The following is a 12,863-nucleotide window of genomic DNA, read 5'->3' on the forward strand; positions in this document are numbered from 1 at the left end:
CTGATCCAACTTTTACCTCGTCCTAGGAGATGCCGCCGCCGTGAGCAGCAGCCTTCGACGCGGCGCCCTCGCCGCAGCCGCCATCGTGGTCTCGGTCGCCCCGCTCTCCGCCTGTGGAGCCGGGAACGACGCGCAGACGCTGGAGGTCAAGCCCGACAACGCCGCGACGTCCGTCGGCGATATCAAGATCCAGAACGCCAGCGTGGTGACCCAGCCGGACCGGACGGCGAAGGGCCCGGCCGTCGTCACGGCCCGGATCTTCAACAACGGCGACCGGGACGAGACGCTCACCGCCATCACGCTGCCCGACGCGCACGGTGCGAAGGCGAAGCTGCACCCGGCCGGCAAGGCCGCGGGCAAGGTCGTCGTCCCGGCCGGCGGCTCCGTCATCCTCGGCGGCAAGGGCAACGCCTCCGCCGTCCTCACCGACGGCCGCGAGGCCGCCAAGGACGGCGACGCCCAGCGGGTCGTCTTCGACCTCAGCTCGACCGGCGACGTGCCGATCACGGCCTTCGTCGTGCCCGCGACGAGCTACTTCGAGGGCTGGGGCCCGTCCAAGGTGCCGGCCCCGTCCTCGCCGGCGACGCCGGGCGGTACGCCCTCCGGCAGCCAGACGGCGAAGCCGGGCGACCAGCAGCCGAGCGGCAAGCCGTCGGACGGCGCCTCCGGCGCGGCGAGCAACAAGCCGGGCGGCGGCCAGAGCAACGGCATCGCCTCCGGCGAGCCGACGCCGAACCACTGAGCACGCGCTGAGCACACGCTGACCACACGCGAGGGCGGCCCCGGAGTTCCGGGGCCGCCCTCGCGTGGTGTTGCGAGCCGTGAGTTCACGGCTCGGACTTGTCACGGGCTTCGGCGCGCTGCGCCGGACTCCGTCCGGCGAACCCCGGCCCGAGGCCCGTTCGGTTTACGGTTCGAACTTGTAGCCCAGGCCGCGCACCGTCACCAGGTAGCGCGGCGCACCCGGATCGGGCTCGATCTTGGCTCGCAGCCGCTTGACGTGGACGTCGAGGGTCTTCGTATCGCCCACGTAGTCCGCGCCCCACACCCGGTCGATCAGCTGCATCCGGGTCAGCACCCGGCCCGCGTTGCGCAGCAGCATCTCCAGCAGGTCGAACTCCTTCAGCGGGAGGTCCACCTTGCCGCCGCCGACCGTGACCACGTGCCGGTCCACGTCCATCCGGACCGGGCCCGCCTCCAGGGCCGCGGGCGTGACCTCCTCCGGCTCGCCGCGGCGGCGCAGGACGGCCCGGATCCGGGCCACCAGCTCACGCGACGAGAAGGGCTTGGTCACGTAGTCGTCGGCACCTATTTCCAGGCCGACGACCTTGTCGATCTCGCTGTCCTTGGCGGTGACCATGATCACCGGGACGTTGGAGCGGCCGCGCAGCTGGCGGCACACCTCCGTACCGGGCAGTCCCGGCAGCATCAGGTCGAGCAGCACCAGATCGGCGCCGTTCCGCTCGAACTCGTCGAGCCCCTCGGGTCCCGTTGCCGCGATGGCGACCTCGAATCCCTCCTTGCGGAGCATGTACGACAGCGCGTCGCTGAACGATTCCTCGTCCTCGACGACCAGAACTCGGGTCACGGAAGGACCTCCGGGGCAGAAAGTTGATCGTTGGTGAAGGTCTCGTACGGTCGGTCGCCGTCCTCCCCATCGAGGTCGGATCCTGAATCGTACGGCTCGCGCGGCCCGCCGGCCGAGCTATCCCGGTCCCGCGCCGCACCGGCCTCCGGGAGCCTCAGGGTGAACGTGGAGCCCTGTCCCTCGGCGCTCCACACCGTGACCTCCCCGCCGTGCGAGGCGGCCACGTGCTTGACGATGGCGAGACCGAGGCCGGTCCCGCCGGTCTGCCGCGAGCGGGCCGGGTCGACCCGGTAGAACCGCTCGAAGATCCGCTCGCGGTCCTTCTCCGAGATGCCGATGCCCTGGTCGGTGACGGCGACCTCGATCAGATCGCCGCCCGTCGCGGGGATGCGGCGGGCCGCGATGCCGACGCGGGTGCGGGCCGGGCTGTAGTTGACCGCGTTCTCGACGAGGTTGCCGAGGGCGGCGGCCAGCTGGCCGCGGTTGCCCCACACCCGCAGATCGGCGGTGCCGCCGGCGGCCATCGTGATCTGCTTGGTGCCCGCCTGGTGGCGGCAGCGGTCGATGGCCTCGGCGACCAGCTCGTCCACCCGGACCGGCTCGGCGTCCTCCAGCGGGTCGTCGTTCTGGACCCGGGAGAGGTCGATGAGCTCCTGGACGAGGCTGGACAGCCGGGTCGCCTCGACCTGCATCCGGCCCGCGAAGCGGCTGACCGCCTCCGGGTCGTCCGACGCGTCCATGACGGCCTCGGAGAGCAGGGAGAGCGCGCCGACCGGGGTCTTCAGCTCATGGCTGACGTTCGCGACGAAGTCGCGCCGTACGGCCTCGATCCGGCGGGCCTCGGTGAGGTCCTCGACCAGCAGCAGGACCAGCCGGGAGCCGAGCGGAGCCACTCTGGCGGACACGGCGAGGGCGTCGCCCCGGCCGGTGCCGCGCCGCGGCAGGTCCAGCTCGATCTGCCGGATCTCGCCGTCCCGCCGGGTGTCGCGGGCCATGGCCAGCATGGGTTCGACGGCGAGCTTGCCGCCGCGCACCAGGCCCAGCGCGTACGCGGCCGAGCTGGCCTTGACGACGGCGTCCGCCTCGTCGAGGACGACGGCCGAGGAACGCAGTACCGAGAGCACGGTGTCCACGCCGGGCGGCAGGGCGGCATCGGTGTGCAGCGATGAGCGCGTAGGCTTCGCCTGTTCGCGCTCGCTCCAGCGGAACGCCAGCATGGCGATGACACCGGTGCACAACCCGGCGAGCGCCGCCACTGCGGCGATCGCCGCGTTCACGTTCATGCGTCCAAGGTTATGCGGGCGGGGAGCGGCCTCCACAGCCCCGCACGGGATCCCTCGAACAGACGTTGCCGAGAGTTCACCGGTGGGTTGGCGCCGGTTCACCCCCGGCGCCGCGGCGACCGGCCGCCGCACGGGGTGGCGTGGGGGACGTTGCCGAGAGTTCACCTCGACGTCCGGGGCGGTTAACCGAGGGGCGCCGAGCCGGACGCGTTCCGATCCGAACGTGGCAGGGTGGGTCACACGAGTCCACGAAGATCCGTCAGCGAGAGTCAGTGAGAGAAGGTCAGTGATGCGCGACGCGTACCACGAGGAGCTGGATTCGATCGGGGAGGGCCTGGTCGACATGGCCCGGCTCGTCGGTTCCGCCATCGGCCGCGCCACCACATCCATCCTGGACGCGGACCTGAAGCTCGCCGAGAGCGTCATAGCCGCCGATGAGAAGGTCGACGACCTCCAGCGCGACCTGGAGAACCGCGCGATAGCGCTGCTCGCCCGGCAGCAGCCGGTCGCCACCGATCTGCGGATCGTCGTCACCAGCCTGCGCATGAGCGCCGACCTCGAACGCTCCGGTGACCTGGCGCAGCACGTCGCCAAGCTCACCCGGCTCCGCTTCCCGGACAACGCCGTACCGCACGACCTGCACGCCACCATCCTGGAGATGGGCCAGCTGGCGCAGCGGCTGATGGCGAAGGCGGCCGAGGTCATCGTCACCAAGGACGTCGACCTCGCCGCGCAGCTGGAGCAGGACGACGACGCGATGGACCTGCTGCACCGCACCCTCTTCCAGCACCTGATGGACGACCGCTGGAAGCACGGCATCGAGACGGCCGTCGACGTCACCCTGCTGGGCCGCTACTACGAGCGGTTCGCGGACCACGCGGTGTCGGTGGCCAAGCGCGTCATCTACCTGGTCACCGGTGAGCACGCGGACGAGATCGGCGCGTCGACCAGCCAGGAAGCCTGAGGCGGGCGTGGCGGCATCACGGCGGCGTGCCTCCGCGCGCCGTCGATGCGCCCCTGTGGGCGGGCCGTGGACCGGGACCATGAGCAGCAGGTGTTCCCTCCCGAGGAGACGACTCATGGCGGACATCACCCGTCCCGAACCCCACCCCACCCACCCCGTCGGCGCCTGCGGCTGCGGCTCGGGCTGCGGCTGCGGCTGCCAGTCCGGCGGCTCCTGCTCGTGCGGCGGCAACTGCGGCTGACGCGGCGGCGCGGCCACGAACGACCGGGGCCCGGGACCGGTGATTCGGTCCCGGGCCCCGGTCGTCATCTCCAAGGTGCGGGCGGCGGCCACTGCGGCGAATCTGGTCGTATGAACGATGAGACCCCCGCCCGCCCCCGCGTGGTCGTCGAGGAACCCCTCGACGGCCGCCGTCGCGTACGGGTCGACGGCAAGGACGTGGGAGTCGTGGTCACCCCGGACGAACTCCGCCGCCTCCTGACCCGCGCGGGCCTGACGGACGAAGCCGCCCCCATCGACGACCCGAACCTGATCGACTGGCAGGGCGGCGGCCCCGACGACTGGCCCGCGGCGTAGGGCTGCCGCGGAGGGCTGACGCGGACGACTAAACGGTGGGAACCGCCGTCGGGGCCGGGTCCTTCTCCTCGACGGGGGAGCCGGCCGCGCGGCGGTGAGCCGCCAGTTCCTCTTTCAGCCGCTGGATGTGGTAGTGCTGAACCCGTGCCGTGCGCTGCAGGGCCATCACCGCGGTGAGGAACTGATCCATCTCGGCGGCCCGGGTGAGGATGTCGTCGGGCACGTGGTCGTCGTCCCGCAGGCAGGCTTCCGCCTTCTGGCTGAGGACGGCCCCCGCCCAGCCACGGGTGATCGGCTTGAACAGGCCCGGGTGGTTGGCCACGATCCGCGCCCGGATGGCCAGGTCGTTCTCGGCGGCCTCCACGTGCAGTCCCGTGTCCTTGTTGCGCGCTCCGAACAGCGGCTCATGGATGTGGTGGGCGTCGAAGCCGTGCTCGACGCAGCCGACCCAGAAGTCCCAGTCCTCTCCGGCCCGCATGCTCTCGTCGTAACCGCCCACGGTCCGCCACACCTCCCGGCGGTACAGCGAGCAGTAGAACATGATCAGCCGCTGGAGCATCAGTTCGCGGCTGTAGGCGGGGAGGGACATCGCCTGCGGGGGCAGATCGTCGTCGGTGAAGGTGAACACGTCAGTGGAGGCGATCGCGATGCCGGGGTTGCCGTCCAGGACCGCGACGGTCTTCTCGAGCATCGTGGGAGCGATCACGTCGTCGGCGTCCAGCGGAAGGACGTAGCGGCCGGTGGCCGCGTCGATCCCGGTGTTGCGGGCGGCCGAGACGCCGCCGTTCGCCCGCTGGACGAGCCTGATGCGCCGGTCGGGGTGGCGGGCGATCAGGGACCGGGTCACCTCGACGGTGTTGTCGGTGCTGCCGTCGTCGACGACGAGGAGTTCCCAGTCCTGGAAGGTCTGGGCGAGGACGCTGGACACGGCCTCGGGCAGATAGCGGGCGTAGTCATGGCAGGGGATGACCACCGAAACCACGGGCTCGGGATTGTGGCGCATGCTCGGTCTTTCGGTTCGGGACGGGCACGGGCGGGTGAGTGGTGATCGGGCGGGCCGGAATCCGGTGCGCCGGGCGCCGGCCGTCCCCCCGGGGCCACATCCGCGGCCCACGGCCGGGCGCAGCGACCGACCCCGTGCTAGCTGTGCGCGCGCTCCCCGCGCTGGGGGCCGTAGGCGTCGTCCCCGTACTCGCGGTGGTGGCCGATCCCGTGCTCGCGCCCGGGGTCGTCATCGACCCGGCAGAACCATCCGTAGTCGGGCATGGTGACGTTGCCGACGTTGCAGCAGTGCCCGTAGTCGGTGATGGTGATGTTGCTGACGGGCGGGCAGCAGTGCCCGTAGTCGGTGATCGTGACGTTGCCTATCGGCTCGCAGGGGTGACTGGTCCCGGGCGTGAGGGTGACGTCACCGCTCACCGGGTGTGCTGGGTACCCGTACGTCGCCGTCGCCGCCTGGGTGTCCGGAGCGATGGCGGCGTAGGCCGCCTCCGCGGTGCTGAGCAGTCCGGCCGTGGCCAGCGCGGCAGGCAGCGCAAGTGAGGTCATGACACGGGATTTCACGGTGGCACCTTTCCTTTGGGTGCGGGGGAGCTGCCCCGGAACGCCGGTGTACGGCGCGGCGCGGGCAGTAAAGCCACCGTAAATTCGGTCACTCAATGCGGCAACACGATTACCTACCGTGCGTGACGGTCGGAGTGGCGGCCTCCGGCTGTGGTGCGCCGTGGTGCGGATGCACCACTTCCAGATCGGGCAGCGCCCAGCAGGCGGTTCCCATGTCCAGGGCCATCGCGGCCAGCCCCTCGGTCTCGATGACCTGCCGGTAGGGGAAGGACGGGAAGGTGAGGCCGTCGCGGTGCAACTCCGCACGGACGAGCAACGCGGTGCCGCCGACCGAGTCGACGCGGACGAGTCCGCGTCCGCGCAACTCGTCGAGGTACGTCCGGCCGAAACCCCGGGGAGGCTGAAGGATGCCGTCGCGCAGCCACTGGTCCCAGTTGAGCCTGCCGGCTCCGGGCTTGAGGACGAAGGTGTTGAGGTCGTACGTCGGCCCGCCGGGCGCGGTGGCGCAGTGCGGGACGACGATGTCCTTGCGGGCGCCGAGCAGGCGCTGGACGAGGTCCGCCGGGTAGCCGGTGACATCGACGTCGAGCCACAGCACCCACTCCTCGTCGGCCAGGGCCCGGGCGAGCAGATGGTTGCGCACCTTGGCCAGCACCGCCCGGCGCCTGCGCTGGATGCCCGGCGCCCAGCGGGGTCCGGCCAGCTGGAGGCCGAAGTCACGGTGCACGAGGGTCACCCGCCGGAACTCCGACTCGATGCCGGGCAGGACCTGCCGGAGCAGTTCCGGGGTCGAGTCCCTGCTGTCGCCCTCCAGCAGGCCCAGCGAGATCGCCTCGCGCGGGTAGTCCAGCGTGCGCAGGCGGTCCAGATAGCCCGGCAGGAACGCGGCCGCGTCCTTGAGCGGCGTGAGCACCAGCACCGGGGGCCGCTCGCTCGCCGGCGCCGGGGCGGGCTCGGGGGCCGGCCGCGGCTTCCGCTCGTACGTGCGCGCGGCGGCGGCCTCATTCCCGGTCCCGGTCTCGGCCTCGGTCTCGGTCCCGGCCTCGGTCTCGGTCTCGGCGTGCGCGATGTCTGCCGGCTCGAGCGGCAGCCGGGCCGCCATGGCGAGCAACTGCCCGACGTAGGCGCCGGGTTCGGCCCATGCCTGGGTCGCCACCTCGAAGTGCTCCGCGAAATGCGACTCGTCGAAGGTGTTGTTCCCGTGGCACACGTAGGTGTACAGGTCGGGCGCGTCGATCGAGACGACCCGGCAGCTTCGGACGATCTCCTCGGCCACCGGGGTGTCCTCGCCACGGCGCTCGGCCGGATAGCGCGGGAGCCGGCCCTTCGCGCACACCATCGACCCTTCCCAGACCCGCGCGCAGGAGATGGCCAGCTTGCGGCGGGCGGGCCACCACAGCCGCTCACGGGCGAGGAAGCACGCGTCGGCACCGAGCGCGAGGATCGCCGCCATCTGGCTCTCCACCCGCTCCGGGTCGTACAGGTCGTCGTCGTCCCACTGGCACACGTACGCCCCGGTGGCCCGGTCCACCGCCTCGTTGCGCAGCTCCCCCAAGGTCCGTCGCTCCGGGGGGAGCCGGTGATGGCGGATCCGCGGGTCGCCCAGGTCACGGATGTGCCGCTCGAGCGCGTCATCCGTGCCGTCCTCCAGGACGACCAGCTCCAGGTCCGGGTAGGTCTGAGCGGTGAAGCACCTGATCGCGCGGCGTGCCGTGGCCGACCGGTCCTTGGTCACCATCAGACAGGACACGGTCGGCGTCGGCACGCCCGACGCCCAACGGCGCCGCTGCGCCTCCAGATTGAGCAGACCGTCGGCGACCGGCTGCCGCTCCTGGCTCACCCAGAACGGGAACCGTCTGCCCGCCGAGACCCTCGGCGCGCTCGCGGTGTCGCAGGCCCAGCTGCCCGACCAGTGGTGCACGGCGTAGGCACGGTCGTAATCGGCCTCCTGCGGGCCGAACAGCTCCGTCGCGTGCGGACTCACCTCCGGGTACAGGACCTCCGGGCCGACCACCGTGATCGAGTCCGGCTCCGGGGCGCTGTCGACCGCCCTGGTGAGGAAGAACGGACCGGTCGCATCGAGCGTGCCCGGCAGCTTGTGGGCGCCGACCAGCCGACGGTGCACATGGGCCGCCCAGAAGGGGTGTCCCGGCCGTGAGGCGATGAACGCGTTGCCGACGATGCGGGTGAATCCGCGCTGCCGGGCCAGCGACAAGCGGGTGTGCGCCTCGGGTTCGCAGCCGAGGACGAGTTCGCGCCCGTCGAGGAGATCGGTGACCGGTTTCAGGCACTCGAAATCCAGATCCACGTAGAGGCCGCCGAAATGGTCGAGCAGGAAATAGCGGATCGCGTCGGCCCGCATGATCGGTTCGGGGTAGCCGTCGTAGACCGGCAGGAACCACGGATAGTGCTCCTGCAGAAAGGCGCGATTGTCCGCGTCCGTCCACAACCGGTAGCCCCAGCCGGGGTGGTGCAGCCGCCAGGACTCGGCCCACTTCTGCCACGCCGGAGGGAGGTCGGCGTCCTTCCATGTCTGGTGAATCAAGGGGGGAATTGTCTTCTGTGTATCCATTCACGCAGTATGTCGGGCTGCCCGGCGGCCCGGATATCCGGTGATGCCCGTCGCCGGAGCAATCACCCGAACGGTGGGCTACCTCCCGTGACGGGCCACCGGTCGGCCGGCTGCTCCCGGCAAGTGATGATCAGCGAGCGAGCCGTCTGAACTCGCCGCTTTTTCGATTGTGGGGCTGGAGGGCCACAGGAAATCCTGGGCGCATGACTCCTGGATTACGCCGCATGACTGGCGTAGCAATCGTGCTGGTCGGCGCCGCTGTTGCCCTCTGGCTGGCCTTCGGTCCTCCTGAAGACTGGGAGGGCGGCATGAGGTGGCTACGTCACGGCCTGGCATGGGGGTCCCTGGGGGCGATCATCTTCGCCGCCCGGCTGATATGTGCTGACCCTCAGGAAGGCACCACGGACAGTGAGTCCGACTAGGTCCCATAAGCTTCCGGCGCATCGGGGAGCATGCGCACCTGCCCCCGAGGGGCACGACGCTGACGGCCCAGAGACGGCCCAGGCCGCAGGGCCTCGAGCGGACCGTGTGGCCGGGGACCACACACCGAACCATTGCTCGGCGCCGTAGTCCTGGAACCGCTCCACCTCGGTGAACCCCGGCTTTGCCGCGAGGCGCATCGAGCGCTCGTTGGCGGTCTGGGTGCGCAGCACCACCGGCTCGCCGGGAAGCGCGTCGGCGAACCAGTCGAGTGCCGCCGCGCACGCTTCGGCACCGTACCCGCGTCCCCACGTCTCCGGCAGGAACAAGTAGCCGAGTTCGGCCTTCCCGACATCCGGACGGATGCGTCCCGGAGTCTCCGCGTCGTGCCGATCGAGCTTGACCGTGCCGATCATCGCTCCGTCGAGATCGATCACGAAAAGGCTAGGCCGCCGTTTGGATATTTCGGGCACCTCGCGTTCGAGCTCATCACGCGGTCCAGGGCCACCGAGGTAGGTGTGCACCTCCGGTGAGGCGAGCAGCTCGGGTGAACGCCGCACGGTCCCGAGCCTCGGGCTCACAGAGCGCGAACCGCTCAGTTCTGATCGGGGCGAGTGGCCAGGCGACGGGACCGAGTTGCGTCTCTGTGAAGTTGATGCGAAAGAAGTCCCGATCCGCGCCATACGCGCGGGTCGGGGGCCTGATCACAAGGGCTACTTCTTCTTGCCCTGGGTCTTGGCAGGAATCTTGGTGAGCTGGGTTTTTGCTGGTGAGAGGGCTGATCATCCCGCCCTTAGCGGCCATCATCGGTCGTTGTCGGCCACTGTCGAGCGGCCTCGGACGGCCCAGAGACGGCCCAGCAACGAGGGAACCGCTTGCCAAGCCGGGCTATCTTGCTGCCGTGACAAGCGCGACCGAGCGTCCCCTTCTCTTCCTCGACGTCGACGGTCCACTCATCCCGTTCGGTTCATCGTCCTGCTACCCGCAGACCGCTGCCGCCGACTCCTCCACGTTTCCCGATCAGGGGAACCCACTACTGGAGCGGCTCGACCCTGGGCTCGGATCGCGTCTCACGGCCCTGGGCTGCCATCTCGTGTGGGCGACGACCTGGATGGAGGAGGCGAACGAGGCTGTCTCCCCACGAATCGGACTGCCGAGGCTGCCCGTGGTGGAGTGGCCGGCCCCTTGTGCCGACGAAAGCCCTCGCGGCCTGCACTGGAAGACTCGGCACCTTGTCGAGTGGGCAGACGGCCAGCCGTTCATCTGGGTCGATGACGAGATCAGCGCCATAGGCCGCCTGTGGGTCGATGCCAGTCACCTCGGGCCGTCATTGCTCCATCGCGTCGACCCGACCAAGGGCCTCGTGGACGCCGACTTCTCCGCGCTCGCCGACTGGCTCCGTTCCGTCATGCTGAGATGAGCGCCGCATTAGGAGTTCGATCTCCCCTTCGCCTGGCTTGCGGCCTGCCTCGTGCTCCCGTGCCACATGTGGTTGCTGCCTGTCGCCGTTGTCCGTGGTCGTTGATGTCAGCGTTGGGTGTCAGTGAACAGTCCCGGCACTGGGCAAACCACCAAAGGCTCATCCAGCCGATCGGCCCAGCCCCACCGAACATGCTGACCGGTGCACTTCCATAGCGTCAGGCAGGTCCGTCGGACATCATCCTCCCACCTGGACAGAGGGAAGCTGGCGGACTTCATGGGCTTGCTGCACTTGGGACAGCCGGACGGGGATCACCATCGGCTGGCCAGTTCCTCGTCCTCGATGCGGCGCCGACAGTCGCCGCACAGCATCTGTGCAGTCCCATCATCGGCGCCTTCGTACGGCCACAGGCATCCGCACCCCCCGCAGTTTGCCAATTCTTCCAATTTGTAGCGGGCTTGGCAGGTGAAGCAGTAATACAACTCCTCGCCAGCGCCGTCCATGAAGGCGAAGCAGGCCAGGGTCGGGTTGCAGCACCGGGGGCATTCGTTGGCCGGATGTCCAGGCTCGAACTCTTGGAAGACCAGAGCCAGGGCCTCGGCGCTTTCCGTGACGCCGCAGAAGTGGCAGTGAGCACCGTTCTGAATGACAGCGAGAGCCCACTGCCCGCACACGGAGCAGGGCAGCAGTGAGTCAGTCGTTCCCTTGAGTTCGTTACCGCGCAGTCGGTTCATGCGTTCGACGACGAACGCCTCGATGGTGTTCAGGCCGCTGCGCACTCGCGACATGTCTTCCTTGATGCTGTCGCGCTCCTGCGCGTCGAGCAGCGGTAGCAGTTCGGCGTCGAGGAAGCGGAGTAGGAAGTCGAGCACCGCGCCGGCTCGTGACTCCACGGCTTCTGCGCTGTGGGTTAGCCCGTAGTGCTGCAGAGCGTTGCGGTCCTTGCCAAGGTCCTTGAGGGCCGCGACGTCCTTCTTGCTGAAGTCAAGACCGCAGATGTTCTTCAGCCGTTCCACGGCGGCGTCCGTTCCGCAGCTGTTGAAGTCGGAGGCTGAGAACTTCTCGGACGTGGCCCTGGCGGGGTCGCTGAACACCAGGCTCCAGTGTTCCCGCAGCAGGCGCGACTTCAGTAGGACCTCGGCGGCGGCCTGGAGGTGCAGGACGGCGTACTTGAGTTCGCGGGGGCCTGTGTCGGCGTTCAGGTGTTCCACGACGCTGACGAGGTAGTCAATACCGTTGCGAACGGGCGGGAAGTCGACTTGAGAGGGAGCAGTCCTGCGCCATTGCAGCCGGGACCACTGGCGAGAAGCTATAACGCCAGATTCTTCGGACACCACTCAACCCCCGTCCTCGCTGGCTAGCACTTGACGTTACGCCAGCGATCTTCCTCGCAGGCTACAGGAAAGCCGATGATTTTTTAGGCGAAAGGGAACATCGTGTGCAAGTTTGACTTGCCGCTCGCGGCTGTAACCCTCACGCTGCCTGACCTGCCTGTCACACACTGGAGATGTACAAGGGAGCGACCGCTTTCGTCCCGAGCTACGGGCGGGACGGTCGTTGAGGTCTGCCCGGCTGGTCAGCCGGTCGACTGGGGCCGGAGACGGTCGACTGTGGTTGCTGTACTTCCCTGCTGTACCCGCTGACCAGCGAGGTTCGGCGATCACACCCTTGGCCTGCGCAGTCGCTCGTCCTGCGACGGGTCGGCATGATGTCTTTGTGGAGATAGCTAAGTTAGTGCTTGAGTTTCTCAAGGTGCTGGTCTGGCCTGCGGTGACGCTGTTCGTCCTCGTGTTCTTCCGAGCGGAGACTCGGGACCTGTTCCAACGTCTCCGCTCCCTCAGGGGCGGCATAGCTGAAGCTGAGTTCGCGGAGCAAGCTGCACAAGCCCGGGAAGAGTCCGAGCTTGCTGTCGCGGGTGCAGCCCCGAGCACGGACGTAGTTCTTCCCTTTCGCGATGAACTGCTGAGCGCCGCTCGAAGCAAACCAGAAGGAGCGGTGCGGCAGGCTTGGCAGACACTTGAGCGACAGCTTGAGGACGTTGTCTTCGCTCTCGGACTCAAGCGTCGGGCAAGAGGGCACATTGGACCGCTGAACGTCGACTACGTTGCCAGTCGCCTCGTGGCTCTTGGACTACCCCAATCAGCGGGCAGCGCTCTCGTGGACTTGCGCCGAGCTCGCGCCCAGATATACGAACTCGGTGCGAGCTCGGAGGGCGCGCGTGACTTCATCGAGGCCTGCAACAACATCTACCGTCAGGTTGCGGAGTTCTTGGCCTCTCAGGAAAAGGCTGCTTGAGGTACTCGCCTGGGCGGGGTGTCGGACTTGACTGCACTGACAGCTGTGCGGGCTCTTGAAACGGGCACCCACCACTTTCCCCAGCTCCCATCCCGTCTGCCGTCGACCCACACACCGTGGAGCGGGCGTGGGCCCTGGCGCCCAGGTGGAGCGCGCCACTGTACGAACGACCTGGACGCCAG

12 protein-coding genes and 1 pseudogene are annotated in these 12,863 nt (G+C 69.0%); 6 read left to right on the top strand and 7 right to left on the bottom strand.

Annotated elements, in window-relative coordinates:
- Positions 1-40 precede the first annotated feature (40 nt).
- A complete protein-coding gene (locus ABZ562_RS03675) occupies positions 41-742 on the top strand; it encodes a DUF461 domain-containing protein (protein ID WP_361473520.1) in 702 nt (233 codons plus the stop codon).
- A 165-nt stretch (positions 743-907) separates the two neighbouring features.
- Here ABZ562_RS03675 and ABZ562_RS03680 read toward each other — a convergent pair whose 3' ends face one another.
- The gene (locus ABZ562_RS03680; protein WP_009716928.1) at positions 908-1,588 is read right to left on the bottom strand and encodes a response regulator transcription factor; all 681 of its coding nucleotides are present in this window, start codon (positions 1,586-1,588) and stop codon (positions 908-910) included.
- A complete protein-coding gene (locus ABZ562_RS03685; RefSeq protein ID WP_361473523.1) occupies positions 1,585-2,871 on the bottom strand; it encodes an ATP-binding protein in 1,287 nt (428 codons plus the stop codon). Before ABZ562_RS03685 ends, ABZ562_RS03680 begins: the two co-directional genes overlap by 4 nt.
- 289 nt (positions 2,872-3,160) lie before the next feature.
- Between ABZ562_RS03685 and phoU the strand changes: the two genes are divergently transcribed.
- The 3 genes from phoU to ABZ562_RS03700 all read left to right on the top strand — a co-directional run bounded on the left by phoU (position 3,161) and on the right by ABZ562_RS03700 (position 4,411).
- Positions 3,161-3,835, top strand: coding sequence for a phosphate signaling complex protein PhoU (gene phoU, locus ABZ562_RS03690; protein WP_361473525.1), 675 nt, complete (start codon positions 3,161-3,163; stop codon positions 3,833-3,835).
- A gap of 115 nt (positions 3,836-3,950) precedes the next feature.
- On the top strand, positions 3,951-4,076 hold the full coding sequence (locus ABZ562_RS03695; RefSeq protein ID WP_267892774.1) for a hypothetical protein: 126 nt from the start codon (positions 3,951-3,953) through the stop codon (positions 4,074-4,076).
- Between the two features lie 110 nt (positions 4,077-4,186).
- A complete protein-coding gene (locus ABZ562_RS03700) occupies positions 4,187-4,411 on the top strand; it encodes a hypothetical protein (protein ID WP_361473528.1) in 225 nt (74 codons plus the stop codon).
- 28 nt (positions 4,412-4,439) lie between these two features.
- Here ABZ562_RS03700 and ABZ562_RS03705 read toward each other — a convergent pair whose 3' ends face one another.
- The 4 genes and pseudogenes from ABZ562_RS03705 to ABZ562_RS03720 all read right to left on the bottom strand — a co-directional run.
- The gene (locus ABZ562_RS03705; protein WP_361473531.1) at positions 4,440-5,414 is read right to left on the bottom strand and encodes a glycosyltransferase family A protein; all 975 of its coding nucleotides are present in this window, start codon (positions 5,412-5,414) and stop codon (positions 4,440-4,442) included.
- A gap of 137 nt (positions 5,415-5,551) precedes the next feature.
- Positions 5,552-5,974 (bottom strand): hypothetical protein, encoded by a 423-nt coding sequence (locus ABZ562_RS03710; protein ID WP_361473534.1) that lies wholly within the window; start codon positions 5,972-5,974, stop codon positions 5,552-5,554.
- Between the two features lie 109 nt (positions 5,975-6,083).
- Positions 6,084-8,519 (bottom strand): glycosyltransferase, encoded by a 2,436-nt coding sequence (locus ABZ562_RS03715; protein WP_361473537.1) that lies wholly within the window; start codon positions 8,517-8,519, stop codon positions 6,084-6,086.
- A gap of 560 nt (positions 8,520-9,079) precedes the next feature.
- Positions 9,080-9,623, bottom strand: a pseudogene (locus tag ABZ562_RS03720) (GNAT family N-acetyltransferase); the annotation flags it as partial.
- Between the two features lie 244 nt (positions 9,624-9,867).
- On the opposite strand from ABZ562_RS03720, the gene ABZ562_RS03725 reads away from it, so the two are divergent.
- Entirely contained in the window at positions 9,868-10,386 is a 519-nt protein-coding gene (locus ABZ562_RS03725) for an HAD domain-containing protein (RefSeq protein ID WP_361473540.1), read from the top strand.
- Positions 10,387-10,697: 311 nt separating this feature from the next.
- On the opposite strand, the gene ABZ562_RS03730 is transcribed toward ABZ562_RS03725, so the two are convergent.
- Positions 10,698-11,597 carry a hypothetical protein gene (locus tag ABZ562_RS03730; protein ID WP_361473542.1) on the bottom strand — a complete coding sequence of 300 codons (900 nt, stop codon included), beginning with the start codon at positions 11,595-11,597 and terminating at the stop codon, positions 10,698-10,700.
- A gap of 505 nt (positions 11,598-12,102) precedes the next feature.
- Between ABZ562_RS03730 and ABZ562_RS03735 the strand changes: the two genes are divergently transcribed.
- Positions 12,103-12,681: a hypothetical protein gene (locus ABZ562_RS03735; RefSeq protein ID WP_361473545.1), complete on the top strand. Its 579-nt coding sequence runs from the start codon at positions 12,103-12,105 to the stop codon at positions 12,679-12,681.
- Positions 12,682-12,863 lie beyond the last annotated feature (182 nt).

It is taken from the genome of Streptomyces sp. NPDC019937, from assembly GCF_040631655.1.
Classification (GTDB): Bacteria; Actinomycetota; Actinomycetes; order Streptomycetales; family Streptomycetaceae; genus Streptomyces.

Excerpts from the sequence above, each read along its gene's own strand:
- ABZ562_RS03705 (WP_361473531.1), bottom strand. The coding sequence starts at position 5,414 with ATGCGCCACAATCCCGAGCCCGTGGTTTCGGTGGTCATCCCCTGCCAT.
- ABZ562_RS03695 (WP_267892774.1), top strand. The coding sequence starts at position 3,951 with ATGGCGGACATCACCCGTCCCGAACCCCACCCCACCCACCCCGTCGGC.
- ABZ562_RS03700 (WP_361473528.1), top strand. The coding sequence starts at position 4,187 with ATGAACGATGAGACCCCCGCCCGCCCCCGCGTGGTCGTCGAGGAACCC.
- phoU (WP_361473525.1), top strand. The coding sequence starts at position 3,161 with ATGCGCGACGCGTACCACGAGGAGCTGGATTCGATCGGGGAGGGCCTG.
- ABZ562_RS03685 (WP_361473523.1), bottom strand. The coding sequence starts at position 2,871 with ATGAACGTGAACGCGGCGATCGCCGCAGTGGCGGCGCTCGCCGGGTTG.